The 26,840-nt window shown below is 69.6% G+C and carries 16 protein-coding genes; 3 read left to right on the top strand and 13 right to left on the bottom strand.

Features of this window, described 5'->3' with window-relative positions:
* The first annotated feature begins 277 nt into the window (after positions 1-277).
* On the top strand, positions 278-2,803 hold the full coding sequence (locus M4V62_RS19840; RefSeq protein ID WP_249588590.1) for an ATP-dependent Clp protease ATP-binding subunit: 2,526 nt from the start codon (positions 278-280) through the stop codon (positions 2,801-2,803).
* A gap of 144 nt (positions 2,804-2,947) precedes the next feature.
* Here M4V62_RS19840 and M4V62_RS19835 read toward each other — a convergent pair whose 3' ends face one another.
* The 7 genes from M4V62_RS19835 to M4V62_RS19805 form a co-directional block, all read right to left on the bottom strand.
* On the bottom strand, positions 2,948-5,512 hold the full coding sequence (locus M4V62_RS19835; RefSeq protein WP_249588589.1) for an NACHT domain-containing protein: 2,565 nt from the start codon (positions 5,510-5,512) through the stop codon (positions 2,948-2,950).
* Between the two features lie 57 nt (positions 5,513-5,569).
* On the bottom strand, positions 5,570-8,131 hold the full coding sequence (locus M4V62_RS19830; protein ID WP_249588588.1) for an NACHT domain-containing protein: 2,562 nt from the start codon (positions 8,129-8,131) through the stop codon (positions 5,570-5,572).
* Between the two features lie 619 nt (positions 8,132-8,750).
* On the bottom strand, positions 8,751-9,185 hold the full coding sequence (locus M4V62_RS19825; protein WP_249588587.1) for a PPOX class F420-dependent oxidoreductase: 435 nt from the start codon (positions 9,183-9,185) through the stop codon (positions 8,751-8,753).
* A gap of 99 nt (positions 9,186-9,284) precedes the next feature.
* A complete protein-coding gene (locus M4V62_RS19820; protein ID WP_249588586.1) occupies positions 9,285-10,394 on the bottom strand; it encodes a PDDEXK nuclease domain-containing protein in 1,110 nt (369 codons plus the stop codon).
* A gap of 137 nt (positions 10,395-10,531) precedes the next feature.
* Entirely contained in the window at positions 10,532-11,359 is an 828-nt protein-coding gene (locus M4V62_RS19815) for a VOC family protein (RefSeq protein ID WP_249588585.1), read from the bottom strand.
* Between the two features lie 121 nt (positions 11,360-11,480).
* The gene (locus M4V62_RS19810) at positions 11,481-14,606 is read right to left on the bottom strand and encodes an NACHT domain-containing protein (RefSeq protein ID WP_249588584.1); all 3,126 of its coding nucleotides are present in this window, start codon (positions 14,604-14,606) and stop codon (positions 11,481-11,483) included.
* Between the two features lie 21 nt (positions 14,607-14,627).
* Entirely contained in the window at positions 14,628-17,861 is a 3,234-nt protein-coding gene (locus M4V62_RS19805) for an NACHT domain-containing protein (RefSeq protein ID WP_249588583.1), read from the bottom strand.
* 558 nt (positions 17,862-18,419) lie between these two features.
* On the opposite strand from M4V62_RS19805, the gene M4V62_RS19800 reads away from it, so the two are divergent.
* Complete coding sequence (locus tag M4V62_RS19800) at positions 18,420-19,088, top strand: M23 family metallopeptidase (protein WP_249588582.1); 669 nt, start codon at positions 18,420-18,422, stop codon at positions 19,086-19,088.
* A 12-nt stretch (positions 19,089-19,100) separates the two neighbouring features.
* Here M4V62_RS19800 and M4V62_RS19795 read toward each other — a convergent pair whose 3' ends face one another.
* Positions 19,101-19,724 carry a TetR/AcrR family transcriptional regulator gene (locus M4V62_RS19795; protein ID WP_249588581.1) on the bottom strand — a complete coding sequence of 208 codons (624 nt, stop codon included), beginning with the start codon at positions 19,722-19,724 and terminating at the stop codon, positions 19,101-19,103.
* A 157-nt stretch (positions 19,725-19,881) separates the two neighbouring features.
* Here M4V62_RS19795 and M4V62_RS19790 point away from each other — a divergent pair, with 157 nt between their 5' ends.
* A complete protein-coding gene (locus M4V62_RS19790) occupies positions 19,882-21,582 on the top strand; it encodes an MDR family MFS transporter (protein WP_249588580.1) in 1,701 nt (566 codons plus the stop codon).
* A gap of 126 nt (positions 21,583-21,708) precedes the next feature.
* Here the strand turns inward: M4V62_RS19790 and cseC are convergent, their stop codons facing one another.
* The 5 genes from cseC to M4V62_RS19765 all read right to left on the bottom strand — a co-directional run bounded on the left by cseC (position 21,709) and on the right by M4V62_RS19765 (position 26,328).
* Positions 21,709-23,079 (bottom strand): two-component system sensor histidine kinase CseC, encoded by a 1,371-nt coding sequence (gene cseC, locus M4V62_RS19785; RefSeq protein WP_249588579.1) that lies wholly within the window; start codon positions 23,077-23,079, stop codon positions 21,709-21,711.
* Between the two features lie 148 nt (positions 23,080-23,227).
* Entirely contained in the window at positions 23,228-23,941 is a 714-nt protein-coding gene (gene cseB, locus M4V62_RS19780; RefSeq protein WP_249588578.1) for a two-component system response regulator CseB, read from the bottom strand.
* 9 nt (positions 23,942-23,950) lie between these two features.
* Positions 23,951-24,655, bottom strand: coding sequence for a hypothetical protein (locus tag M4V62_RS19775; RefSeq protein ID WP_425575116.1), 705 nt, complete (start codon positions 24,653-24,655; stop codon positions 23,951-23,953).
* On the bottom strand, positions 24,643-25,191 hold the full coding sequence (locus tag M4V62_RS19770; protein WP_249588576.1) for a SigE family RNA polymerase sigma factor: 549 nt from the start codon (positions 25,189-25,191) through the stop codon (positions 24,643-24,645). Before M4V62_RS19770 ends, M4V62_RS19775 begins: the two co-directional genes overlap by 13 nt.
* Positions 25,192-25,404: 213 nt before the next feature.
* Positions 25,405-26,328, bottom strand: a complete 924-nt coding sequence (locus tag M4V62_RS19765) for an HhH-GPD family protein (protein ID WP_283779098.1) — start codon at positions 26,326-26,328, stop codon at positions 25,405-25,407.
* Between the last annotated feature and the right edge of the window lie 512 nt (positions 26,329-26,840).

The raw sequence follows: 26,840 nt of genomic DNA, 5'->3' as shown, positions 1-26,840 counted from the left end.
AAGACATCCCTAGTGGGGAGGGGCGACACACGCGCCAGGCCGTCTCACGTTCGCCATCGGCGTAGCTGAGGTGAGGGTAAGTGCTTGGCCTGCGGGAACATCGTCTCGCACCATCGGGTTGGAGCAGTTGTCGGCGTTCGGGGTCAGGAGGCACCTCTTGTTCTCGGCCGGGTGTCGGCAGTTGGAATGAGCGGTCCCCGCTTGCGGGACTAAGCTGCGGAAGGACAGGGAGGGGACAGCCCCCTTACTGCCTGACCGCTCTGAGGAGCGATTAACGATGTTCGAGAGGTTCACCGACCGCGCGCGGCGGGTTGTCGTCCTGGCTCAGGAAGAAGCCCGGATGCTCAACCACAACTACATCGGCACCGAGCACATCCTCCTGGGCTTGATCCACGAGGGCGAGGGTGTCGCCGCTAAGGCCCTGGAGAGCCTCGGGATTTCGCTCGAGGCGGTCCGCCAGCAGGTGGAGGAGATCATCGGTCAGGGCCAGCAGGCCCCGTCCGGCCACATCCCCTTCACCCCCCGTGCCAAGAAGGTCCTGGAGCTTTCGCTCCGCGAGGCCCTTCAGCTGGGCCACAACTACATCGGCACGGAGCACATCCTGCTCGGCCTGATCCGCGAGGGCGAGGGCGTCGCCGCCCAGGTCCTCGTGAAGCTGGGCGCCGATCTCAACCGGGTGCGGCAGCAGGTCATCCAGCTGCTCTCCGGATACCAGGGCAAGGAGACCGCCACCGCAGGCGGTCCTGCGGAGGGCACGCCTTCCACGTCCCTGGTGCTCGACCAGTTCGGCCGGAACCTCACCCAGGCCGCTCGTGAATCCAAGCTCGACCCGGTCATCGGGCGCGAGAAGGAGATCGAGCGGGTCATGCAGGTGCTGTCCCGCCGTACGAAGAACAACCCCGTGCTCATCGGCGAGCCCGGCGTCGGCAAGACCGCCGTCGTCGAGGGCCTGGCGCAGGCCATCGTCAAGGGCGAGGTGCCCGAGACGCTGAAGGACAAGCACCTGTACACGCTTGACCTCGGCGCGCTGGTCGCCGGTTCGCGCTACCGCGGTGACTTCGAGGAGCGCCTGAAGAAGGTCCTCAAGGAGATCCGCACCCGCGGCGACATCATCCTGTTCATCGACGAGCTCCACACCCTGGTGGGTGCCGGCGCCGCCGAGGGCGCGATCGATGCCGCTTCGATCCTCAAGCCGATGCTGGCGCGAGGCGAGCTGCAGACCATCGGTGCCACGACGCTGGACGAGTACCGCAAGCACCTGGAGAAGGACGCGGCCCTAGAGCGCCGCTTCCAGCCCATCCAGGTCGCGGAGCCGTCGCTGCCGCACACCATCGAGATCCTCAAGGGTCTGCGCGACCGTTACGAGGCCCACCACAGGGTCTCCATCACGGACGAGGCGCTGGTGCAGGCCGCCACCCTGGCCGACCGGTACATCTCGGACCGCTTCCTGCCGGACAAGGCGATCGACCTGATCGACGAGGCCGGTTCCCGGATGCGCATCCGCCGGATGACCGCGCCGCCGGACCTCCGCGAGTTCGACGAGAAGATCGCGGGCGTGCGTCGCGACAAGGAGTCGGCGATCGACTCCCAGGACTTCGAGAAGGCGGCCTCTCTCCGCGACAAGGAGAAGCAGCTGCTCGCGGCGAAGGCCAAGCGCGAGAAGGAGTGGAAGGCCGGCGACATGGACGTCGTCGCCGAGGTCGACGGCGAGCTCATCGCCGAGGTCCTCGCCACGGCCACGGGCATTCCGGTCTTCAAGCTGACCGAGGAGGAGTCCTCGCGTCTGCTGCGCATGGAGGACGAGCTCCACAAGCGGGTCATCGGCCAGAAGGACGCCATCAAGGCGCTTTCGCAGGCGATTCGCCGTACGCGTGCCGGTCTCAAGGACCCGAAGCGTCCCGGTGGCTCGTTCATCTTCGCCGGCCCGTCCGGTGTCGGTAAGACGGAGCTTTCCAAGACGCTCGCCGAATTCCTCTTCGGTGACGAGGACGCCCTGATCTCCCTCGACATGTCGGAGTTCAGCGAGAAGCACACGGTCTCGCGTCTCTTCGGTTCGCCGCCCGGATATGTCGGCTACGAAGAGGGCGGGCAGCTGACGGAGAAGGTCCGCCGCAAGCCGTTCTCGGTCGTCCTCTTCGACGAGGTCGAGAAGGCCCACCCGGATATCTTCAACTCGCTCCTCCAGATCCTGGAAGACGGTCGCCTGACCGACTCCCAGGGCCGGGTCGTGGACTTCAAGAACACGGTCATCATCATGACGACCAACCTCGGCACGCGTGACATCTCCAAGGGCTTCAACCTTGGATTCGCCGCCGCGGGTGACGTCAAGACGAACTACGAGCGCATGAAGACCAAGGTCAACGACGAGCTGAAGCAGCACTTCCGCCCGGAGTTCCTGAACCGTGTCGACGACACGGTGGTCTTCCACCAGCTCACCGAGGAAGACATCATCCAGATCGTCGACCTCATGATCGCCAAGGTGGACGAGCGTCTCAAGGACCGCGACATGGGCATCGAGCTCAGCGGTGACGCGAAGAAGCTCCTGGCCAAGAAGGGTTACGACCCGGTGATGGGCGCCCGGCCGCTGCGCCGGACGATCCAGCGCGAGGTCGAGGACATCCTGTCGGAGAAGATCCTCTTCGGCGAGCTCCGCCCCGGCCACATCGTGGTCGTCGGCACGGAGGGTGAGGGCGACGAAGCCAAGTTCACCTTCCGCGGCGAGGAGAAGGCGGCGCTTCCGGACGTCCCGCCGATCGAGCAGGCCGCTGGTGGCGCGGGGCCTAACCTGAGCAAGGAGGCGTAGCCCGCCGGGCTCGCACAGGCTCACAGGGGCTGCCCCGGACCGTTTCTCGGTCCGGGGCAGCCCCTTTTGGCGTGCGGCTGCGGGTGCGTTGTGGTTGCTCGCGCAGTTCCCCGCGCCCCCTACGGGGGCTGCCCCTGCCCGCGGCTATGACGTGATCGTGATTCCCTCCGGTACGTTCCGTACGCGGGGGAGGCGGGGGTTGACCCTGAGCACGCTCAGGTTGGGGAAGCGTGTGAGCCAGGACATGTCCGTGTCGGCCAGTTCCGCGGTGACCCACAGGTGGGTGAGCTGCTCGTGCTCCAGTCCGTCGAGGAGCTCCTCGGTGCGTATGACGCCCACGACCTGGATCCAGGGCCGCCCGCCGAGCTGCCGAAGGGCCGCGAGCTCGGCGGTGTCGGAGACCGGGAAGTACAGGCCGACCGGGTCGAGGTGGGCGATGATCTCCTGTGCGTACCGCTCCGTGTCGAAGTGCCGCCAGGGGCGCGCGAGTTCGAGCCGGATGGACAGCGCCGAGCGGTGGCGCAGGCGGGCGAGGTAGTCGATGGCGGCGTCGTCCTGGACGCGGGTCGCCGTGATCGCAAGGAGGAGCGCCTGCTGGTCGCTGGGCACCTGCTCGGGGTCCGGGAGCTGCTCCAGGACGATGGGGCCGACCCAGCCGAGGCTGCGGGCGGCCAGTTCGGTCGTGGGGCGCACGAGGTTCTTCGTACGGTCGTGGACGAGCTGCTGCACCGCCGGGTCGAGCTCGGTGACGTGCTCCAGGCAGGCCGCGGCCATCAGGCGCCGGTGGTTCACGTGCGGGCGGCGCAGGTTCGGGGCGGCGGCGAGCAGCCGCTCCAGGAAGTCGGCGCACTCCTCGGGCCGTGCGTGGGCGGCCGCCATGCGGATGACCTCCTCCCACTCGGCCTGGTGTGCGTGCTCGACGAGGGTGGGCAACTGGCCGCGGGCCACTATCTCCTTGGCGGCCAGATAGTCCTGGAAGGTGCGGTGGATGAAGTCCACCGAGAGGCCCGCCTGTTCGCGGAGCAGACCCGTGCGGTGCAGCAGGTGACGGAAGATCTTCTCGCCGTCGCCCTCGGCGCGCGCGGAGGGGATGGCGGGCAGGGCGCCGTCCAGAATGGCCACGACCCGCTCGCGCGGCAGCTCCGAGACGCCCTCCTCCACCATCGCGTGGGCCAGCTTGCGCAGGAGCAGCTCCCGGGGGCCCTGCATGAGCCGCACATCATCGGCGTACAGGACGTCGCGTTCGGGGTCGCGGCGCTGGAGGAGCATCTCCAGGGCGGCGTCGTACAGCTCCTTGCGGCCTTTGGGCAGGGAGCCGGAGCGGTCGCGGTTGAGGGCGCATATCAGGCCGCACATCAGGGGGTTGGTGGCGAGCTGGCGCAGCTCGCGGTAGATGCGCACGGAGTGCAGGAGACGCTGTTCGTACTCCTTCAGCTTGTCGCGCTCCGCCTGTTCCTTGCACTGGTCGTCGCTCATCGCGGCCGCGTGCCAGTCGTGGATGAAGCGGGTGACCTGGTCGCGTGACATCGGTGCGAGGGACAGCTCCTTGAAGCCCTCCTCGGCGAGGCGCTCCTGGGCGAGCCAGCCGTCCTCGACGGCAGAGGGGCGGGACGTCACCAGGCAGCCGTTGCCGGAGAAGATGCGAAGGAGGCGGCGCAGCTGGTTGCGCAGCTCGCCGCGGGTGGCCTCCGGGGCCTCGTCGATGCCGTCGACCAGGAGCATGGCGCGGCCCGCGAGGAGCGTGCGCACGACCCAGCCCTCCGGGGCCTGGTCGGCGAGGGGGTGGCGGATGGCGTGCAGGAACTCGTCCGGGGCGGGGAAGCCCTCGCGGGCGAAGCGGCGTACGGGAAGGACGAAGGGCACGCGGGCGCCCTCGCGCGCGGCGGCCACGGCGAGCCACTGCACGAGGGTCGTCTTGCCCGAGCCCGCGACGCCACGAAGGAGCACCCGCTCGTGGCCCTCCAGGGCCCGGTCGGCGAGCAGCACGGTCCGCGGCTCGCCCGGTACGCCGCTGCCGCTGCTCTCCTCGGCCTCCAGGCTGAGGTAGGTGTCCTCCAGTTGCCAGCGGTCCGGCGCGTTGGCCAGGTCCACGCCGACGATGGTGAGCCAGCCGTGCTGTCGTACGACTTCTTCGGCGTAGGCGGCCTCGAAGTCCCGGTCCTCCTGGGACTGTTCGGGCTGGCGGGCCGCGGCCTCCGCGTCGTTCAGGTCGATGAGCTGGCGGATGCGGCTCGCGCGCTCGGCCATGTGCCGCTGGATGTGCGGGGAGCGCCGGACGAAGTGGTACAGGACGTGCAGGCACACGGCCACGAGCAGCTCGTCGTGGAACCACGCGGCGCTGGGCGTCAGGGAGCGGTCGGCGCCCTGCACGGCGCCCCGGAGCCGTCGCGCGTAGTCCTGCGGGCCCAGGCGCACGGCGTCCACGTCCGTGAGGTCCAGCTCCCCGATGGCGAGCAGCGTGCGCGTCAACACATCGACCACGGCAGCCAGTTCGGTCGTCGGAGCGGTGTGCGCCTCGGCGGCGAGATGGACGAAGTCGGCGGCCGTGCGGTGCACGTCGTCCGGTGTCGCAGGGGCGTCCGCGCCGCGCCAGGTGGTGAAGGCGGCGATCAGCTCGGGTGTGGTGGGCGCCTGCGGGGGAGGCGTGCCGATGAGCCGTTGTACGAGGGGTGTGGCGAGGGGCGAGGGGATACGGACAACGGGCTCCATGGACATAGGGGGTCCCTGCGGGTGGGATTTCGTGTGTCGTGGAGGGTCAAGGGTAGGTCAAACCCTCCACGGCGGTGGGGTGATGAGTTCGATCCGGTCCGGCACCTGCTGTGCGACGGTTTCGCCGACGTCCGAGGCCACATGGACCCTCTTGAGGTTCGGGAAGGCCGAGAGCCAGGCCAGGCCTTCGACGGGATGGGACGCCTCCAGATTGAGCCGGGTGAGCCGCTCGCGGACGATGAGTTCGGTCAGGTCCTCGACGCGGTAGGCGCCGACGACCTGGATGTCCGCCCAGCCGCCGATGGAGCGCAGGGCGCGGAGGTCGCCGGTGTCGCGCACGGTGACCCGCGCCTGGCGTGGCAGGTGCGCGAGTATCTCCACGGCGTAGAGCTCGCGGTCGAAGTGCGGCCAGGACGCGGCGAGGGTCTGCTGGACGTCGATGCTGGGGTGCTCGCGGAACTGGGTCAGGAAGTGCAGCGCGGACTCGCTGCCCAACCCGCTTGCCGTATGGGCCACAAGACGTGCCACGCGGTCGTCGAGACCCTCCGCGGCCGGAAGCAGCGAGAGCACGAGCTCGCCCCCGGTCCGTGCCAGCTCCTCGGCCTCGGCGCTGGATCCGGGCGGCACGAGCAGCTGCACCCCGACCTCCACGAACGAACGGATCGCGGGCGCCACCTCCGCCGCGTACGGCAGTCCCGCGGCGGCCAGGAGTTTGCCGCGCGGGGTGCCCTGCTCGACGAGGTGCCGCAGCATCTGCCCGGCCTCCTTCGGCCGCGCGTGGGCGATGGCGAGGAGGACGACGTCCTCCCACTCGTCCTTGTCCGCGTTGTTCAGGAGCAGGTCGAAGTCCAGTTCCTGCACCGCGAGCCGGGAGCCGAGATAGTCCTGGAACGTGCGGTGAAGGAAGTCGACGCGCCCGTCGGCGGGTTCGCGCAGCAGTCCGGAGCGCAGCAGGAGCGAGGTGTAGATCTCCTCCGCGTCGCTGCTCAGGTTCAGGGAGGGGAGCGCCTGCGTGATGATGTGCAGCGCATCCGAACGGTCCATCTCCGAGCGGCTGTTGCGGATCAGCCACCATGCGAGGCGTTGCAGGAGCTGGATCTGGGTGGCGTAGGGAATGCGCACTCCGCCCGGATCGTCCAACCCCCGTTCCCTGTCCCGCCGTTCGAGGAGCATGGAGAGGGCGGCCTCGTAGAGGGACTTCCTGTCCTGGGGCAGGAAGCCGTTCCGGTCCCGGTGCAGGGCGCAGAGCATGCCGCACATCAGGGGGTTGGTGGCCAGACGGTTCAGCTCGGTGGTGGTCCGCACGGCCCGCAGCAGGGAGGCGCCGGTGGACTCGTCGGCCCCGGCGGCGTGGTGCCAGCGGCGTACGAAGGTGGCGACGTCGTGGCGGGCCATCGGGGAGAGCGTGACTTCGTTGAAGCCGGCGGCGGTCAGCCATCGTTCGGGGACGGCGGAGGGGCGCGAGGTGACGAGCCACAGGTTCCCGGGGAAGGTCCGCGCCAGCTCGCGCAGCCACCGGCGGGCGGATTCGCGCCGCTCGCCGGCGATCTCGTCTATCCCGTCGACGAGGAGCACGCCGCGCCGGGCGCGCAGGACGCGGTCGACCCAGCCGGCGGGCTGGTCGCCCGCGACCGGGCAGGCGACGGCCTTGAGGAAGTCCCCCGGGATGGGCAGCTCGGCCCCCGGCCGCAGGATCCGCCGCATGGGCAGGACGAAGGGCACGCGCCCGATGAGGTGCGTGAGCCCGTGTTCGTACGTCCGGCTCGCCGCCGTCACGGCGAGCCACTGGACGAGGGTGGTCTTGCCGGATCCGGCGACGCCGCGCAGCAGGACCTGGTCGTGCTGGGCGAGGACCTGCTCGGCGGGGACGTGCAGCCCGCTGCCGCCGGGGCCTGTGCGCTCGCGGGTCGCCTCCAGGCTGAGGTAGGCGGTGTCGAGGGGCCACTCGCTGGTGCCGGCGTCGAGGCCGTAGATGGTGAGGGTGCCGTGGCGCTGCGCGATGTGGGTGGCGTAGCGGTCCTCGAAGGCGGCGTCCTCGGCGGTCTGGGAGGGAAGCCGGTCGAGAAGGATGTCGATGGCTTGGACGACACGGGCCAACTGCTGGGTGTTGACGGTGAGTTGGCGGGCGATGTAGGTGGAGCGCCGGGTGAAGAAGTTCAGGATGTGGAGGCAGGCGGTGTGGAGGAGGCGCTCGTAGAAGAGTTCGCCGCTCGCGCTGAGGCCGAAGGAGATGATGACGGTGCCCGCGTTGGACCGGAGCAGGTTCGCGAAGCCTTCCGGCCCCATGGATACGGCTTCGAAGTCCTCGATGGTGATGGTGCCGAGGGCGGCGAGGGAGTGGGCGAGGGCGTTCCGTACGGCGAGGGCTTCGCCCGGGTCGATGGGCTGCTCGTGGGGCCCGGCGGCCTTCAGCGCCCGGCGCACGAGCTCGTCGGCGACCTTCTCGACGTCCTTGGGCGTGACGCTGCGTTTCTCGCCGCTGAACGAGATGAGGGCGGAGATGCGGACCGGCTTGTCCACCAGGGCCGCGCCCGGCTGGTCCGCCACGAAGAGCTTCTTGATGAGCGGCACGACGACGCCGGACGCGATGCGGGCGCCTAGCGTGGTGGCTTCGACCATGTGTCGAGGGTAGGTGAAGGGGGGTGGGGGCGGCGGGGGTTGGGGCTTAACTGGTACGTGGTCGCTTGCGCTGTTCGGCTGCGTGTGGGGCAAGGATCGTTCATTGGTTCTGCCCGGCTTTGTGTGGCGCAGGGACCGTTCATTGGTTCTGCCCGGCTTCGTGTGGCGCAGGGACCGGTCGTTGGTTCTGCCCGGCTTCGTGTGGCGCAAGGATCGCTCGCTGCCAGGCGCTGCACCGGTGCCGTCTTCCCCCACCCACCCGCCCCCACCTGGTCGGGCAACCCGCCCTGGGTACTGGCTACGGCTACGGGGCGCGGGTGCTGGCTGCGGCAGCGGTGTCCCGGCGCGGGTGCGGTGCCGCTTTGTCCCCACCCACCCGCCCCCTCTTAGCCGGGCAGCCCGTCCGGTTTGTGGCTCGGTGAACCGGGGCTCGCCAGCCGCAGGGTGCCGTGCAGTCGGTGCCGGGGCCGCCCGGCTGGTGCGAGGTTGGCGGTGGAGGGGTGCGGGTCGTCCGCTTTCGCTGCCGGGTGTGGACCGGGTCTGCCGGGGTGGGGTGCGCGGGCGCTCCGGGGTGGGTGCGGCCGGCGACCGGTCCGTCGGGCGCGGTCTGCGGCTGTCGTCAGTTGAGCTTGGTGCCGTAGATGTTGTCGACCGTCATCGTGATCAGCACCCGGCGGTCGGACACCATGACCTGGCGGTACTCGTCCCAGTTCGGGTGCTCGCCGGCGGCCGCGCGGTAGTAGTCCACCAGGGCCTGGACCTCGGGTCCCTGCGGGTCGGTTCCGGGGCCGATGAGCGTGGCCGTGCCCTCGGCGGTGGCCCAGGCGCGGCCGTCGGGGCTTGTCACCTCCAGCGTGGCGCGGGAGTCGCGGCGGAGGTTCGCGATCTTTGCCGTCTTCGCGGTCGTCGATACGCGGATCACGTTGTCGGAGCGGTCGTACGACGGCATGACGGGCGAGAGCTGGGGGCGGCCGTCGGACTTGATCGTCGCCAGTACGCCGAGGTTGCTCTGCGCGAGCAGGGCGTGCGGGTCGAAGTGCGTGTCAGTCGTCATGCTGGGCCCAACCCGCTGTCGGGTGCGGGGTATTCCGGCTCGCGTTGGGCCATGCAGGTGGTGGGGCTCTCTTCAGGAATCCAAGGACTCTCAGGACTCTCAGGACTCGATGCTGTCGATGGCGTCCTGAACCACACGGGACAAGTCATCCTCGGTGGGGACAAGTTCACGGTCTGCCGGGTTGAGTGTCGAGTAGGACGTCACCGCCATCGGGTTGTTGCTGGCGTCGAGAGCGAGTTGCACGGCCGCCTTGTTGTGACGAGCTCCGATCAGGAAGCCGATCGTCGCGTCGTCGCGCTGTGGATCGCGCACTAGCTGATCGACCACGCTGACGTAGAAGTTGAGCTTGCCGATGTGCTCGGGGCGTACGTCCTTCGTCTTGAGCTCGAAGACGAAGTAGCGGTGCAGTTTCAGGTGATAGAAGAGCAGGTCGATGCGGAAGTCGTCGCCGCCGATGACGACGGGGTACTGACGGCCGACGAAGGCGAATCCGACGCCTAGTTCGGTGAGGAACCGGATCATGCCGGCGACGATGGCCTCTTCGAGCTCACGCTCGGCGTGGTGCTTGTCGAGCCCGAGGAAGTCGAGTCGGTAGGGGTCCCGTGCCAGCTCCTTGAGGGTGTCGGATCCCTCGGGGACGGTCGCTGCGAAGTTGTTGGCGGCGGAGCCTTGCGTGAGGTGCAGCCCCTGCTGGATGAAGCGCTCCAGGATGGCGCGCGACCATCCGTTGCGGACGGCTTCGGTGGCGTAGAAGTCCAGCTCGGGACGGGTACCGAGCTTGTCCAGGAGGACGGTGACGTGGCCCCAGGGCAATTGTCCAACAGGCTGTTGGACAATTGGGTCTGGCCACGTTCGGGCCATCTTGTGCATGTACATCAGGTTGCTTCGGGAGAAGCCGCGCTGGCTCGGGAAGGCCGTTCTGAGGTCGATGGCCAGTCGGGCCACGACCTTGGTGCCCCAGCCCTCCTGCTCCTGGCGGTCGAGGATCAGCTTCCCGATCTGCCAGTACATCCGCACCAGTTCGGTGTTCACGGCCCGTTGGGCGCGGATGCGTGCGCCTGCGATGGTCTCTTTGACCTCGCCCAGGAGGTCGCCGTACCAGGGCGGCTGAGTGTTCGGGCGAGGCTGGGCGGGGACGGTGGCCTTGGGCTCGCGGTCGGGCTCAGGTTCGGGCTTGATCCCGGCATTGGCCTGGGTGTTCTTGTGCATGGGGCCGAGACTCGCGGATGCGGCCTTTACAGGCGGGGTGTTCGTGTCACATCACCCGAAAGTGTGGCTGGGGCCGCGCACCGAACCTGCTGCGGTACAGCTCAGGGCCTTGTTCAGGGCCTTGTTCAGGGTGTTGTTCAGGGCCTTGTGATGACGGAGAACTCGTTGCCGTTGGGGTCGGTGATCGTGGCGATCCGGCCGTACGGGATGTCCTCGGGGGTGGTGGACGTGCCGCCGGATGCGGTGGCTTGTTGGGCCACCGCGTCTGTGTCGGCCACCTCGAAGGTGGTGGCCCAGGCGGATGTGGGGGTTGAGGCGGGGGTGGGGGTGGAGGGCTTTGGGATACCGAAGATTCCGCCGATCTCGTGGCCGTCGGGGCGGCGCAGGAAGGTGAAGTCCGCTTCCGGCATGACGTCGTTGAGGTCCAGGGTGTAGCCGAAGACCGCCGAGTAGAACGCTCGGGCCGGGCCGGGGGTCGGGGTGAGCAGGTCGTTGCGGACCAGCGAGCCCGGTTCGTTCACGATCTCGCAGCCGATGCGCGTGCGGGCCTGCCAGAGGCCGAAGCGGGCGCCCACGGAGTCCTCGGCGACGGCCACGCGGGCGCCGCCCGCCATGTCGTCCACCGGCTCCTCCAGCAGGGTGCCGCCCGCCATGACGTCCACCGGCTCCTCCAGCAGGGTGCCGCCCGCATCGGCGATGCGTTTCGCGGTTCCGTCGCAGTCGGCGGTGGCGATGTACATGGTCCAGCCGAAGCCTGTGGTGGCCGGGGCCTGAGTGATGGCCGCGACCGGCTTTCCGTGCAGCAGGCACGTCGCGTTGCGCCGCCCGCCGGCCGACGTGGGTTCCTCGGCGTACTCCCAGCCGAAGAGCGCGCCGTAGAACTCCAGGGTGCGGTCGTACTCGGCGACGCGGAGGTCGATCCAGGTGGGGGTGCCGTCGGGCTGGGCGTTGGTGAGGTGACTCATCGTTCGCTCCTTGCGGCCTTCATCGGACAGTTGAACAACGGGGAGCGTCCGACGCTAGGCGTCCAATAGGGCAGGTGTTGGCCTATTTGGGGAGGGGGGTGGTGGGTGGTCTGGTTTCAGCTCAATCGGCCAAGGGGCGGATGTCGCGCACTTCGATGTGCGAAGGGAGCGCGTCGAGGTCTGACACCTGAGCGGTGGAGACCGCCAGGTGTCGCAAGGCGGTGAGACTCGCCAAGGGGGCGACCGTGAATCTCTCCTGGCCGGTGTGCCCGTACACGGACATGTGCGTGAGGCCCGGCAGGATTTCGCTGACGCGGGATGCCGCCGCCGTCCAGGCGCCGCCTTTGTGCAGCAGGGACAGCTCGGTCACGCCGGGCAGGGCAAGTCCGTCCGGCACGGCGGCGAGGTTGCCGGATGTCAGGTCCAGCCGGATGAGGCGTGGGAGTCGTGCGAGGGCCTCCCAGACAGCGGGTGCGCGCGGACCGTCCTTGTCGCCGAAGATGACCCACTCCAGCTCCGGCCATCTGTCCATGCGGTGCAGATCGCGCGCCACGCGAGCGGATCCGGAGAGGGCCAGCGTGCGCAGCGGGGCCTCGGCGGGGAACAGGTCCAGGCTCCAGGGCTCGATGATCTCCATGAGGCGCAGCTGATCCAGTTCGCCCAGCGCCCGGAGCGCCTCGGGAGTGAGCTGCGAAGGCGGCACCCTGAGCGAGAGGAACGTGGGGGCGCAGGACGTGAGCAGGCGGGAAGCGGCTGCGGGGGAGACGGTGCCCCGGATGTCCAGGAGCCTGGGGCGGATCCCCAGTCGTTCGAGCTCCATGACCTGGTCGTCGCCGCGGATCGTGAAGTAGGTCTCCCCGTTGTCGAGTTGAGAGATCACCTGTTCCGCGTACCTGCGGCAGTCGTAGCGACTCCATCCCCACATGAGCTGGCTGTGCACGGACAGCGCCGGGTGGCGCGCGAAGCGTGCGAGGAAGGGGATCGCGGCGTCGGACGGGATGCTCGTCGCGGTGATCGCGACGTGACCGGCCGCCTCGTCGTCCAGGCCGTTCGGGCCCGGCAGCAGGTCGAGGACCATGGGGCCGACCGCCGCGAGCTCGCGGGCGGCCTCCGGGCTCCGGGGCGGAATCACCTCGGCCAGACGTCGCTCCACCTGCTCCCGCACCGCGGGATCCAGCTCGGCCGCGTGCTCCAGGCAGGCCGCCGCGAGCAGGTGCACTCGAACCCGTGCCCGATCCTCGGAGCGTGTGTCCCCGAACTCCAGCAACTCGCCGAGGAATGCGGCGCGTTCGCGAGGGCGGGCGTGCGCCACCGCCATGCGGATGACGTCCTCCCACTGGTCGTCCGCCGCGTGGCGCGCCAGCACGCCGAAGTCGCCCTCGTCGACCGCCGCCCGCGCGCCCAGGAAGTCCTGGAACGTGCGGTGGATGAAGTCGACCGTGCCCGGGGCCGGTTCGCGGAGCAGGCCGCTGCGGTGGAGGAAGTGCGCGAAGACCTCCTTCGCGTCGCCGAGCGTGGCCGCCTCCGGGACCGAGGGGAGCGCGTCCGCGACGATCGCCTCCGCTCGCGAACGGTCCATCGTCTGGCGGCCGTTGCGGATCAGCCAGTAGGCGAGGCGCTGGAGCAGCTGCAGCTGCGGCTCCTCCCGCAGGTCGGGTACGTCCATGTGCCGCTCGCGGTCGCGGCGGATCAGGAGCATGGACAGGGCCGCCGTGTAGAGATCCTTGCGGCCGAGGGGGAGGAAACCTCTGCGGTCGCGGTGCAGCGCGCAGATCAGACCGCACATCAGGGGGTTGGTGGCCAGGAGCCCGAGGTCGGGCTTCGCGTGCACCGCGTCCAGGAGCTGACTCTCGTACGAGACGAGCGCGGCGTCCTCGTCCGCCGCACCCGTGCGTGCGGCCACGTGCCAGCGGCTGATGAAGGCCGCCGCGTCCGTGGGGCTCATCGGGGAGAGCGTGAGCTCGGCGAAGCCCTCCTCGGTGAGCCAGTCCTCGCGTACGGCCGAGGGGCGGGACGTGACCAGCCAGCGGTTGCCGGGGTAGGCGTCGATCAGGTCGCTGAGCCAGGTGCGGGTGCGGGAGCGCTCGGTGTCGGGGATCTCGTCGATGCCGTCCACCAGGACCAGGGCGCGCCCCGCCGTGAGGACGCGGGACTCCCAGCCCCTGGGCTGCGTGCCGGCCAGCGGGGAGTCGACCGCGGAGAGGAAGTCCTTGGGGGCGGGGAGGCGCTCGCCGTGGCGGGTGAGGGTGCGCAGGGGGAGCACGAAGGGGATGCGGTCGTAGAGGTACGTCATGCGCTCGTCGTCCGGTGCGGAGCGCGCGGCGCTGACCGCCAGCCACTGGACGAGTGTGGTCTTGCCGGAACCGGCCTCGCCCCGCAGGAGGACGCGTTCGTGGGTGGCCATGGCTTGATCGGCGGGGCGAGGGGCGGCGGCGATGTGCTTCACCTCGCTCACCCACCGCTCGAACTCGTCCCCCTCCAGCGAAAAGCCGTGGGCCGCCTCCCTGGCGGGCATGTGGACCGGCCAGGAGCCCCCCGTGGCCTCCAGCGACATGTACGCCGCATCCAGCGGCCACCGCCCCGGCGAGTTCGCCAGATCGATCCCGAAGATCGTCAGCTTCCCGTGCTTCTTCTCGACGTACGCGAGATACCGCTGCTCGAAGGCCACGTCCTCCGCACCGGGGAGGGGGTTGCGGGCAATCAACTCATCTATTTTGGCGATCAGTTCGGACTGTCGACGACTCTGCTCCACCAGCGTCCTGGCCACGAAGGCCGACCGCTGCGTGAAGAAATGCAGGATGTGCAGGCAGGTCGTGTCGAGCAGACGGTCGTAGAAGTACGCGGCGTCCGCCGACAGGTCACGGTCCGGGTTGCCGCTCGCCCGGCGCAGGCGCAGGGCGAGGGCGTTGTGGCCGAGCTCGACCGCCTGGGCGTCCGTGAGGGTGAGGTCGCCCAGGGAGTGGAGGGTGCGGGCCAGGGCGTCGGTGACGGCCTGCTCCTCGTCGGCGGGGACGGCGCGCTCGCCGGAGGTCCGTACGGCCTGGCGCACCAGTTCCGCCGCAAGCCTCGCCAGATCCTTGTCGGTCAGCTTCCGTTTCTCGCCCCGGAAGGACACGAGCCCCGACAGTCGCACGGGGTGTTCCACCAGGTCCGCGCCGGGTCCCTCACGTACGAACAGCCGCTTGACCAGAGGGGTGATGACGCTCGACGCGAGTCGGGTGACGGAGCCTATGGCCGTGGGATCCATGGGCGTGAGCGTAATGGGTGGTCACGTGCGCGGGACCGGGCGGCCGTCGACGGTCAGCTGCACGGAGTCGGGCAGTTGGGCGGGGTCGGGGGTGGCAAGAGCTTCCACCACCGTCACCCGTTTCAGCCGGGAGTGCCCACGCAGCGGGGTGAGTTCGAGGGCCATCGGCTCGTACAGGTGCAGATGGGTCATCGAGGGGAACGCCGTGACGACCTGCCGCAGGTCGCACTCGGCGCCGCGAGCCATGATCGAGACCTGGCTCACCGCGTGCAGCTGAACTCCGGTGGCGGCCAGGCTCGCCAGCTCATGCGGGCTCATGCTCAGGTAGGTCAGGTGGGTCAGGGTCGCGATCGCCCGCCAGTCCTCTTCGTTGATCGGGACTTCGAGTTCCAGGCCGAGCTGGGTGAGAGACGGGAAGTTCCTGAGGGCCGTGAGACCGACGGTGTTCCGGGGCGGGAAGACGCACTCCAGCGGGGCCTCGCGCGGTATGAGATCGAGGACCGGGCACTCTGACTCGGCTCGCGCGCTGACCATGGTGAGCTGGTCGAACTCTCTTATCGGGCTGAGGTCTTGCAGCAGTGGAAGGTTGAAGAGCACCAGCTCTTTCAGGGGGAGCCCGGTCACCGGGGCGAGGGAAGAGACGCCGGAGCACGACCTCAGGCTGAGGCGCTTCAGGTTCCTGAACCGGCCGACGAACTCCAGGTCGTCGATCACGGCGTTGTCGGTGAGGGTGAGGTGCTCGAGGCGGACCTCGTCGAGGGCTTCCATGATCTGGCTTCTCGTGAAGTCGCCCGTGAGGTCGACGCCCCTGTGGCCGCCCATGCGGCTCAGTGCGGAGAGCTCGGCCGCGGAACGGACGGTGATCGTCGAGACGGCCTCGCCGTGCAGGTGGCCGATGATCTGCTGGGCGTAGGTCTCCGTGTCGAACCGGTCCCAGTGCGAACCCAGTTGGAAGCGGACCGCGGGATCCTCTTGGTGCCGGTACTTCACCAAGTAGGAGAGTGCCGCGTCCCCGCCCATCTGGGCTGCTGCGCTGACCACCAAGGCCGCCTCTGTTCCGTCCTGCACGCCTTCGGGCCCCGGTAGTAACTCCAACAAGATGGGCCCGAGTTCGGACAGCTTGCGCGCTTCCGAGTAGGTCCGCGGCGGAATCAGCTCCCCCGCCCGCCGCTCCACCTTCCCCCGCACCTCGGGATCCAGCTTCGCCGCGTGCTCCAGGCAGGCCATGGCGAGCAGATGCAGCCGTACGCGGTGTTCGGGCTCCTTGTCCCCGCGTTTCATGACGCCCCGCAGCAACCTCACCCGCTCGTCCGGGCGGGCGTGGGCGACCGCCATGCGTACGACGTCCTCCCACTGGTCGAGGTGCGCGTGCCGCAGCAGCAGGTCGAAGTCGCGCTCCTCCACCGCCGCACGCGCGCCCAGGTAGTCCTGGAAGGTGCGGTGCACGAAGTCCACTGCTCCCGGGCCCGGTTCGCGCAGGAGACCCGACCGTACGAGCAGATGGCGCAGGATGTCCTCGGCCTGGCCCTGCTCGGCGACGTACGGCATGGACGGCAGCAGGCGTTCCAGCTGGTGCACGGCGTCCGTGTGGTCCATCTCCGCGCGGCCGTTGCGGATCAGCCAGTACGCGAGCTTCTGCAGGAGCTCGATCTGGGACTCCTCGTCCAGCTCCACGGCCATGTCGCGTTCGCGGTCACGGCGTTCCAGGAGCATGGAGAGCGCCGCGTCGTAGAGGGCCTTCCTGCCGCGCGGCAGGAAGCCGCGGCGCTCGCGGTGCAGCGCGCACATGAGGGCGCACATCAGGGGGTTGGTGGCGAGGCGGCCCAGGTCCTGTTTGGTACGTACGGCGCTCAGGAGGGCCTCGCCCAGTGCGGCGTCGGCTCCGGCCGCCTCGTGCCAGCGGCGGATGAAGACGCCGATGTTCTCGCGGCCCATCTGGGAGAGCGTGAGGTCGGTGAAGTCCTCCCCGCCGAGCCAGTCCTCGCGTACGGCCGAGGGGCGCGAGGTGACCAGCCACAGGTTTCCCGGGTAGGCGGTGAGGAGGTCGGAGAGCCAGCGCCGGGTGCGTTCGCGTTCCTCCTCGGGGACCTCGTCGATGCCGTCGATCAGCAGGAGGCCGCGGCCGGCGGACAGGACGCGGTCCGTCCAGCCGGTGGGCTGGGCGCCGGCGAGCGGATTGCCTACCGCCCCGAGAAAGTCCGCGGGGGTGGGCAAGGAGGCGCCGCCGCGCGTGAGGGTGCGCAGGGGCAGGACGTAGGGCACGCGTCCGATGAGGTGGGCGAGGTCGCCCGTGAGCCGGTCCTGGCGGGCGGTGGTGACCGCGAGCCACTGCACCAGGGTGGTCTTGCCGGAACCGGCGGCGCCGCGCAGCAGGACGCGGTCGGTGCCCGCGAACACTCCCTCGACGGGGGAAGGTGCCCGGCGGCCGCCGGACACGATTGCCCCCTCGTGGCTCCCCGTCGCGAAGGCGTCGTCCGAGACCTGCTGGTGTTCCGCGCTGCGGGACGCCCGCAGGCTCAGATAGGCCGTGTCCAGGGGCCAGTCGCGGCACTCGTTGAGATCGATGCCGTAGATCGTCAGGTGGCTGTGCTTCTTCGCGACGTACGCCTCGTAGCGCCCCTCGAAACCCGCGTCCTGTGCGGACTGGGAGCCGACGCGCTGGATGAGGACGTCGGTGCGGGTGATCAGCTCGTCCAGCTGCCTGCTCTGCTCGACCAGCGAGCGGGCGATGAACGTGGAGCGCTGCGTGAGGAAGTGCAGGATGTGGAGGCAGGCGCTGTCCAGGAGCCGGATATAGAGGGACGCCGAGTTCTGGCTGAGGGGCCGTGTGAGCCGGGAGCCGCCCGCCTGGTCGTAGAGCTTGGTGGCCAGTGGTCCCTGGCCGAGGCGTACCGCTTCGACGTCGCTGAGGTCCAGATCCGCCAGCGCGTACAGGGTCCGCTCCAGGGCATCGGCGACGGCTTCCGTCTCGATGCTGCCCGTCGGCGGCTCGCGGGTCTCCCCGGCCTCGTGGGTCTCCCCGGCCTCCCGGCTCTCCCCGGCCTCACGTGCCGCGCGGCGCGTCAGCTCGACCACGAGCTTGCGGAAGTCCTTCTCGTCCAGCGTCCGCTTCTCGCCCCGGAAAGACACCAGACCCGACAGCCGCACAGGCCTGTCCACCAGGCCCGCGCCCGGTCCCTCCCGTACGAACAGTTTCTTGATCAGAGGGGCTACGACGCCCGAGGCGAGCCGGGCGCCTATGACCGCGGGATCCATGCGCCGCAGCGTAGTGCCGGTCACATTCCGGAGGTTGTGGATCTCGGGGGCCGGTGACATGACGCACAGGCGTTATGTCCGGTACTAGGCGGAATAGTGGCGGCGTTCGGGAGGGGGGAGGGGACCTTCGGTCCGCAACCTCCGGGACCTTCGGCGCGTCAGGGGGCCGGGGGTCCGGCCGGGGCCAGTGCTGGCCCGAGGGGTCTTCCTGGAGTGGGGTTAAACCTGACCTCGGCGGCTAAATCCGGCAAGTGGTTGAAGGGGGAATTGTCGGAATTTGGGGGTGTCAAGGAGGAGAAAGTCGGTCGGGGAGCTACGGCTTTCGGTAGTAGATGGGGGGTTTGGGCGAGGGGTGGGGTGCGGGTTACCAAGGGATGGCCAACCCGGCGGGACGCAGTGCTGCGTGTGCCGGGTCCCTTTGTGCCCGTCGTGCACCGCACGACACACGAAGCCCCGGCGTGCACCGCACGCCAGCCGAAATCCGGCGTGCACCGCACGTCACACGAAGCCCGGCATGCGCCGCATGCCGCACGCTCCCCATCACGGAGGTCATCCGCCATGTCGAAGCGCGCCACGTCCCACCATTCCGGCCTGTCCTTGCTCCGTACGCTGCGTACGCGGACGGCCGTCGTCACCGTCGCGGGCCTCGGGCTCGGAGCATCGGCAGTTCTCGGTTCCGGGATCGCGGCCGCTGCGGACACCAAGAGCGGCGCGCTGCCCGGCGTCTCCGCCAACTCCGTGTCGGCGCAGGCGAACGCGCAGGCCAAGGCCGCCACCAAGGCTCAGCAGGCCGCCGCCAAGAAGGCCGTCTCCTGGCAGGACCCGGTCGACAAGTACACGCTCTCCGCGTCCTTCGGGCTCGGCGGCAACATGTGGTCCAGCAAGCACTCCGGCCAGGACTTCGCGGTGTCCATCGGCACCTCCGTCGAGGCCGTGCACAACGGCACCGTCGTCAAGGCCGGCGGCAACGGCGCCGGTGACGGTCCCGCGTACGGCAACGCCGTCGTGATCAAGCACGACAACGGCACGTACTCGCAGTACGCCCACCTGTCGAAGATCGACGTGCGCGTCGGCCAGAGCGTCGCCACCGGCCAGCACATCGCCGCCTCCGGCAACACCGGCAACTCCAGCGGCCCGCACCTGCACTTCGAGATCCGTACGACCCCGAACTACGGCTCGGCGGTCGACCCGGTCGCGTTCCTGCGCTCCAACGGCGTCACCGTCTGACCCAGCAGCAGCTCAGGCGCCCTCGTGCGCCTGTGTCACCAGATCGATGGCGACCTCCAGGATGGCCTTGCGCTTCTCCTCGGGGTCGCCTTCGGCGTCCTTGAGCACGAACATCCCGCCGTGCATCGTGAACAGCGCGCTGAAGCAGCGCACCTGGGTCGTCATCGGCGAGTCCGGCTCCCTGAGGATGTCGAGCAGGCTGAGCATGCGGTCCTTGAAGGTCTCGCCCGTCTTCAGGTCCCGCATCGTCGCCTGGTTCTCCTGCATGAAGCGGAAGAGAGGGGACGCGTCCGTGAGGATCTCGCTGTAGCGGGTCAGGATCGTCCGCTTGATCTCCAGCGTGCGCGGCTGGTCCTTGCCCCACTCCACCAGTTCGTCGATGGGCCTGGTCAGGTCCTCGAAGATGCTGGTGAGGATGTCCTCCTTGGTCTTGAAGTGGTAGTAGAGCGCCGCCTTCGTGACATCCAGACGCTCCGCGATCTCGCGCAGCGACGTCTTCTCGTAGCCCTGCTCGGCGAAGAGTTCGAGGGCCACGTCCTGGATGCGCTGGCGGGTGTCCCCGCGGCGGTGCTGCTTGCCCGCACCCCCACCCGTACCTGCGCCTGCGCCGGCGCTTGCGCCTGTGCCCGTGACCATGTCGGTGCTCCTCGACTCCCTCGACTCGAATCCTTGGACCCGATTTTACTTACTTGACGCCCGGCTAGTTAGGGGTCTAGCTTCCCTCAGTGTAGTCAGCTTGCCGGTCGGCAAGTAAGTACCAGAAGGCAGTCGGGGTAACCGGGGAGTGGGGAACATGGCGGAGATCAAGAAAAAGCCGGGGGAGCAGGCGAAGCAGGGCGGGCAGTCGACGGATCCTCCGGCGGATCGGACGAAGGAAGCGCCACAGCCGCGCAGCGTGCGGGTCGTGATGATGGCGCTGATGGTCACGATTCTGCTCGCGATGCTCGACAACATGATCGTGAGCCCCGCGATGCCGACGATCGTCGGTGACCTCGGCGGCATGGAGCACCTGTCGTGGGTCGTCACCGCGTACATGCTGGCGACCGCGGCCTCGACCCCCATCTGGGGCAAGCTCGGTGACATGTACGGCCGCAAGGGCGTCTTCCTCACCTCCATAGTGATCTTCCTGCTCGGTTCCGTGCTCAGCGGAATGGCGCAGGACATGGGCCAGCTGATCGGCTTCCGCGCGGTCCAGGGGCTCGGTGCGGGCGGCCTGATGGTCGGCGTCATGGCGATCATCGGTGAGCTCGTGTCGCCGCGGGAGCGCGGCAAGTACATGGGCATGATGACCGGCGTCATGGCGGTCGCCATGATCGGCGGACCGCTCGTCGGCGGCACCATCACCGACCACCTCGGCTGGCGCTGGGCCTTCTACATCAACCTGCCGCTCGGCGCCGTCGCGCTCGCCATGGTGACCGCGGTGCTGCACCTGCCGAAGAAGAAGGCAGAGGGACGGATCGACTACCTCGGTGCGGCGCTCCTGACCGTGGGCATCAGCTCGCTGGTCCTCGTCACCACGTGGGGCGGCACGGAGTACGCCTGGACCTCGACCGTGATCATGGAGCTCATCGCGATCGGCGTGGTCGCGCTCATCAGCTTCGTCGTCGTGCAGAAGAAGGCCGCCGAGCCGATTCTGCCGCTGCACATCTTCCGCAGCCTCAACTTCACCCTGATGTCGGTGATCGGCTTCCTCACCGGATTCGTGATGTTCGGCGCGATGCTGTTCCTGCCGCTCTACCAGCAGGCGGTGCAGGGCGCTTCGGCCACCAACTCCGGTCTGCTGCTGCTTCCGATGCTGCTCTCGATGATGGTCGTCTCGTTCTTCTCGGGCCGGTTCACCACCTCCACCGGCAAGTACAAGATCTTCCCGATCGTCGGCACCGTACTGATGGTCCTCGGCCTGTTCCTGCTGTCGCAGATGGACACCGACACCTCGCGGTTCACGTCGGGCCTCTACATGGCGGTGCTCGGTGCGGGCATGGGCTGCCTGATGCAGATCACCATGCTGGTCGCGCAGAACAGCGTCGAGATGAAGGACATGGGCGTCGCGTCGTCCTCGGCCACGCTCTTCCGTACGCTCGGTTCGTCGTTCGGCGTCGCGATCATGGGCGCGCTCTTCAACCACCGGGTCGAGGACACGATGTCCGAGCGGGCCGGGGAGCTCGGCGGCAAGGTCACCGAGCAGTCCGCGCAACTGGATGCGGACAGCCTGCGGCAGTTGGCCGCGCCGGTGCGGGACGCGTATCAGCATGCTGTGTCCGCCGGTACGCACTCGGCGTTCCTGCTGGGGGCGGTTATCGGGGTCGCCGCGCTGATCGCCGCGTTCTTCGTGAAGGAGGTTCCCCTGCGGGGGGCCGGGCCCAAGGACTCCGGGCCCGAGGGCTCCGACTCCGACTCCGGTTCCGAGGCTGGGGCCGGGGCCGACAAGCCGGCCGAGGACGTGGCTGGGGACGCCGCGCGTGGTCCGCGGGACGCGGTTGCAGAGGCCGTCTGACCTGCGGCCCTGATTCCCTCGGCTGAAACGGGCCCCCGGCACTGACTCTGGTGCCGGGGGCCCGTTGCTGTGCGCTGTGCGCTGTGCGCTGTGCGCTGTGCGCTGTGCGTGCCGCGGGCCGGGCCGCTACTTGTACTTGCCCGGCAGCTGCAGCATCGGGAAGCTGCCCGTGTTCGTCGGGGCGTGTTCCGGGAGCCAGAGGACTGCCACCGCGCCCTCCGCCGGGTCGTCCGGGCCCGCGCCCGCCGGCGTCACGTTGCGGAACGTGAGCCTCGCGCCGAGCACCCTCGCCTGGCCCGCGGCGATCGTCAGACCCAGGCCGTGCCCGACGCCCGCGCGGTCCGTGCTGCCGGTGCGGAAGCGGCTCGGCCCCTCCTCCAGGAGCCCCGCCGGGAAACCGGGGCCGTGGTCGCGGACCCGCACCACGCGGCCCTCGACGCTCACCTCGACCGGCGGCTTGCCGTGCTTGGCGGCGTTGGCGAGGAGGTTGCCCAGGATGCGCTCAAGGCGGCGCGGGTCGGTGGTGACCTCCGACTCGTGCACCACCGTCACGCTCACGTCCGAGTTGAGCACCGCGATCCGCCGCGTCACGAACTCGCCGAGCATCAGGTCCTGCAGCTCGGCCCGCTCGGCCGCGCTGTCCAGACGGGCCACTTCGAGTACGTCCTCCACGAGCGTGCGCATCGCCTGCGCGCGGTCCCTGACCAGCTCGGTCGGACGGCCGGGGGGCAGCAGTTCGGCCGCCGTGAGCAGGCCCGTCACCGGCGTACGCAGCTCGTGCGCGATGTCCGCCGTCACCCGCCGCTCGGCTTCGAGCCGCTGCTTGAGCGCGTCCGCCATCGCGTCCACCGACCGCGCGAGGTCATCGGTCTCATCGCGTACGACGCCGCCGATGGCATCGCGTACGTTGACGTCCGTCTGCCCCTGCGCGACCTCCTGCGCCGCGGTCGCCGCCTTGCGCAGGCGCCGCGAGAGCTGGCCGCCGATGAGCACGCCGAGCGCGCAGCCGCCGAAGACGACCGAGATGGAGCCGATGACCAGGGCCTGGTCGAGGTCCTTCATGACGGTGGCGCTGCGGTCGGTGAAGCGGGTGTGCAGCGACAGGATGTGGCCGTCGCTCAGCGGCACCGCGGCCCAGATGTCCGGCACACCGCTGGAGTGGTCCTCCACATACGTCGCGCGGCGCCCGGCGAGCACCTTCTCCAGGAGCTCCTTGGGCATCTCCGGGTCGTCGACCTTCATGCCGAACTGTCCCGTGCGCCCGGACGTCTCGTAGATCCGCTGGGCGTACTGGATCCGCTCGTCCTGCACGTCGCGCGCGTTGTCGAGCATCGAGACGCGCGCCGCGTTGTGCACCACCAGGCTCAGCGCCACCGCGACAAGCGCGCCGACCAGCGCGATCGCCGCGCTGATCTTCCAGCGCACGCCGGTGCGCAGGCGCGCGCCGAACGCCGTGCGGAGGCGGGCGCGCAGCGCGGCCACCGTCCCCCTGCTCATATAGGTCCCCCGAGATGCGCCACGTTCAGTTCATGCACCACGTGCGGTTCATGCACCACGTGCGGTTCAGCTGCCATGGAGTCAGCCATGGAGTCAGCCATGCGGTCAGCCGTGCGGTCAGCCGTGCCATCAGCCATGCCGTCGCGGCTCACGCCTTGAGCTTGTAGCCGAAGCCGCGGACCGTCTCGATCCGGTCCTGGCCCACCTTCGTGCGCAGCCGCTGCACATGGACGTCGACGACGCGGGTGTCACCGCCCCAGCCGTAGTCCCACACGCGCTCAAGGAGCTTGTCGCGGGAGAGGACCGTGCCGGGCGCGGACGAGAATTCGAGCAGCAGGCGCATCTCGGTCGGCGTCAGGGCCACCGGAGCGCCGTCCTTGCGGACCTCCATGCCCTCCGTGTCGATCTCCAGATCGCCGAAGTGCAGCACGCCGCCGTCCGGCGAACCGCCTTCGTTCGCGGCGGGCGCCGCCGAGTCGGGGCCGCTCGCGTGGCCGAAGCGGCGCAGCACGGCGCGGATCCTGGCCACGAGGACGGCGCCGTCGAAGGGCTTCGTCACGTAGTCGTCGGCCCCCGCCTCCAGGCCGAGCACGACGTCGATGGAGTCGGCGCGCGCCGACAGCATGATCACCGGGACGGTGGACTCGTCGCGGATGCGGCGGCACAGCGAGACGCCGTCGAGGCCCGGCACCATCACGTCGAGGAGCGCGATGTCGGGCCGGTCGGCTCGGAACGCCTCAAGGCCCTGGAGTCCGTCGGGCATCGCGGTGACGACGAATCCGTCCCGTTCGAGCGCGAGCTGCGTCGCCTCGCGGATGACGTCGTCGTCCTCGACGAACAGGACATGGGTGTGCTCTGCCATCGGGTGCTCTCAGTTCTCCGTCGGAGCGGGAGCATCGCCGCCCGCCGCGCTGCTGTAGTGATTGCGGATGCGGTCCGTCTCCCTGAAGTGGTTCGCCGCCCACTCGTACGTGATGACGTCCTCGCCGGACGGATACGACACCGGATCACCCTTCTCGTACAGCTGCTTGGTGACCACCAGGTCGCCCCGGTCGATCTCCGCGTAGACGGGTGGCTCCTCGTCCTGGAAGACATTCTCGTACTTCTTGCCCTCGGTGCGATACACGTAAGTGCTGGTACCGACCGCATCGCCGCAGGTCATGATGTTCACGACGACGTCGGAGGCGGATCCTCCGGTCAGGTTGCCGTAACTGACGTCCACCGGGTACTCGTCGGCGACGCAGGGCTTCAGGGCGCGCTTGACCGTCTGGCTGACCTTCGGGTCGTCCTTCACGAGTTTCACCGCCTCGGTGGTGGTGGGCGGCGAGGCCTCGGAGGTCGCGGTGGGTGTCGGCGACGGCGTCGGTGACATCACCGTCTCGCCGCGGTTGCCGGGGCCCTCGTCGCGGGCGCCGGAGCCGCCGGTCGAGCAGGCGGTGGCGGAGAGCAAAAGGCCGATGGCGGCGAGCGCGGCCACGGCCGTACTCCCCGCCTTCGTCGTTCTGCCAGTCCTGCCGGTCCTGCCGGCCCTGCCGGTCCTGCCAGTCCTGCAAGCCCGGGTGCTTAGGCCGCGCAACGCTCCCGCTCCTCACGTTCGAGCGCGCCGGTGGCAGGCTCCTCGTGGTCCCGGCTCTCCAGCTCCTGGCGGAGTCGCGCGAGCGCCCGGTGCAGTGTGCTCTTGACCGTTCCCGCCGACATGCCGAGTGCCGCGGCCGTCTCCTCTGTGGACATCTGCTCCCAGTGTCGCAGCACGACGACGCTGCGCTGCTTGGGTGCGAGCACCTTCATGATGTCCATCAGGAGGGCGCGGTCCGCATGCTGTTCGGTGGAGTCTTCCACGCTCGCGTCGGGCAGCTGCTCGGTGGGGACCTCTTCGAGCTTGCGGGCCCTCCACCACTCCGTACGCGTGTTGATCATGACGCGGCGCAGATAGGCGTCCGCGAGCCGCTTGTCGGCTATGCCGTCCCAGCGGCCGTACGTCCGCACGAGTGCGGTCTGCAGCAGGTCCTGGGCGTCGACGGGGTCGGGGACCAGGCGCCGGGCACTGCGCAGCAGGGCGTCCTGCCGAGTGCGGACGTACTCTTCGAACTCGAGCACCTCACCGTGCGCCATACCTGACCGCCTCCGTTCACCGACCACCGCTGCTTGTGCGGTACGGCTATGAAGCTACGGAGGCGTTGTCACGAGGCTGTGCGGAGCAGCCAGCGGGGGGCGCACGGCCTGCCGTCGGTTGTGTAACAGAAGTAGGCGGGACGTAAAACGGTGGCGATTCGTGGTGGATCGGCCGTCGCTCGGCCGTCGCTCGGCAGGTGTTGTCAGCTGTCGTCAGGTGAGGGGCAGGCGGTAGAGCCCGTCGGGGAGCGGCTCGACGAGTCCGTCGGAGACGAGCCCGTCCAGTGCGCGGGCCCGCTGCACGGGCTCGTCCCACACCCGGTCGAGGGCAGCCTGCGGCACGGGGGCCACGGCCTCGCGCAGGACCGCGAGCAGCTTGCCGCGGACCTGACGGTCCGTTCCCGCGTACGTCTGGCCGCGGCGCGCCGGTCCCTGGTGCGGCGGCTTGCCCGCCGTCTGCCACGCGCACTGCTCCGCGATGGGGCAGCGGGCGCAGTTCTCGTTCTTGGCGGTGCAGACGAGGGCGCCGAGCTCCATGGACGCGGCGGCCCAGCGGGACGCCGTGCGCTCGTCCTCGGGCAGGAGGGCGCGGGCGAGCTTGCGCTCGGCGGCGGTGGTGGCGTTCGGCGGGTACTGGACGCCGGTGACGGCGCGCGCGAACACCCGCCGCACGTTGGTGTCGAGGACGGCATGCCGCTGGCCGTACGCGAACGACGCCACGGCCGCGGCCGTGTACTCACCGATGCCGGGCAGCGCGAGCAGCTGCGCGTGCTTGGTGGGTACGTCGCCGCCGTGCCGTTCCGTTATGGCGACGGCGGCGCCGTGCAGGCGGAGCGCCCGGCGGGGATAGCCGAGGCGTCCCCAGGCACGGACGGCCTCACCCGGGGCTTCCTTGGCGAGGTCGGCGGGGCGGGGCCAGCGGGCGATCCACTGCTCGTACACGGGCAGGACGCGGCTGACCGGCGTCTGCTGCAGCATGAACTCGCTGACCATCACGCCCCAGGGTCCGGCGTCGGGCCGCCGCCACGGCAGGTCGCGCGCGTTCGCGTCGAACCAGGCGATGACGGGGCTGTGCAGGGCCTCGCCGGCGGGCTCGGGGCTGTCTGACATTGGCATGGGCTTCGTGGGCGCAGTCATGGCAGGACGATCCTGCCACGGGGGCGCCGGAGGGCGGGCCAGGCGGGGCTTCTTGGGGGGTGCGGGTTTTGGCTGGGGGGCGCTGGGCGGTGCGGGTTCGGACGGGGGCGCGCTGGGCGGTGCGGGTTTCGGCCGGGGGGGGGCGTGGCGCGCTGCGGGTGCGCTCGTTCTGCGGTGCGGCTGCGGCTGCGCCTTGGGGCGGGGCCGTGCCGGTATGTCCGTCCTCGCTATCGTCCGGTGGCCGTGTTGTTGCTTCGGCACCGGAGTGCCGGGAACCGTGCTCCGGGCAGACATACCGGCACGTCCCCTCACGAGCGCGGCCGACTGCGGACGTGTGGGTCCGGGGCTCCCATAGCTATGACCCCCTCCCCGCCTGTACGCCCCCACCCGCCCCTGCTGCTGTACGCGCCACCCACCCGCCCTCGGCCGGTCCCGCCCTCCACGTCCCGGCGATGCAGAGCCCCGCCCCCACCCACGGCGGTACATGCTCCCCACCGACCCTTCCCACCGTC

Origin of the sequence: Streptomyces durmitorensis (assembly GCF_023498005.1) — a bacterium.
GTDB lineage: Bacteria > Actinomycetota > Actinomycetes > Streptomycetales > Streptomycetaceae > Streptomyces > Streptomyces durmitorensis.
The sequence above is the reverse complement of the archived record's forward strand: the minus strand, read 5'-3'. Positions and strand labels throughout refer to the sequence as shown.

Coding starts and splice junctions, on each gene's coding strand:
- M4V62_RS19840 (WP_249588590.1), top strand. CDS start 278: ATGTTCGAGAGGTTCACCGACCGCGCGCGGCGGGTTGTCGTCCTGGCT.
- M4V62_RS19835 (WP_249588589.1), bottom strand. CDS start 5,512: ATGGAGCCCGTTGTCCGTATCCCCTCGCCCCTCGCCACACCCCTCGTA.
- M4V62_RS19830 (WP_249588588.1), bottom strand. CDS start 8,131: ATGGTCGAAGCCACCACGCTAGGCGCCCGCATCGCGTCCGGCGTCGTC.
- M4V62_RS19825 (WP_249588587.1), bottom strand. CDS start 9,185: ATGACGACTGACACGCACTTCGACCCGCACGCCCTGCTCGCGCAGAGC.
- M4V62_RS19820 (WP_249588586.1), bottom strand. CDS start 10,394: ATGCACAAGAACACCCAGGCCAATGCCGGGATCAAGCCCGAACCTGAG.
- M4V62_RS19815 (WP_249588585.1), bottom strand. CDS start 11,359: ATGAGTCACCTCACCAACGCCCAGCCCGACGGCACCCCCACCTGGATC.
- M4V62_RS19810 (WP_249588584.1), bottom strand. CDS start 14,606: ATGGATCCCACGGCCATAGGCTCCGTCACCCGACTCGCGTCGAGCGTC.
- M4V62_RS19805 (WP_249588583.1), bottom strand. CDS start 17,861: ATGGATCCCGCGGTCATAGGCGCCCGGCTCGCCTCGGGCGTCGTAGCC.
- M4V62_RS19800 (WP_249588582.1), top strand. CDS start 18,420: ATGTCGAAGCGCGCCACGTCCCACCATTCCGGCCTGTCCTTGCTCCGT.
- M4V62_RS19795 (WP_249588581.1), bottom strand. CDS start 19,724: ATGGTCACGGGCACAGGCGCAAGCGCCGGCGCAGGCGCAGGTACGGGT.
- M4V62_RS19790 (WP_249588580.1), top strand. CDS start 19,882: ATGGCGGAGATCAAGAAAAAGCCGGGGGAGCAGGCGAAGCAGGGCGGG.
- cseC (WP_249588579.1), bottom strand. CDS start 23,079: ATGAGCAGGGGGACGGTGGCCGCGCTGCGCGCCCGCCTCCGCACGGCG.
- cseB (WP_249588578.1), bottom strand. CDS start 23,941: ATGGCAGAGCACACCCATGTCCTGTTCGTCGAGGACGACGACGTCATC.
- M4V62_RS19770 (WP_249588576.1), bottom strand. CDS start 25,191: ATGGCGCACGGTGAGGTGCTCGAGTTCGAAGAGTACGTCCGCACTCGG.
- M4V62_RS19765 (WP_283779098.1), bottom strand. CDS start 26,328: ATGACTGCGCCCACGAAGCCCATGCCAATGTCAGACAGCCCCGAGCCC.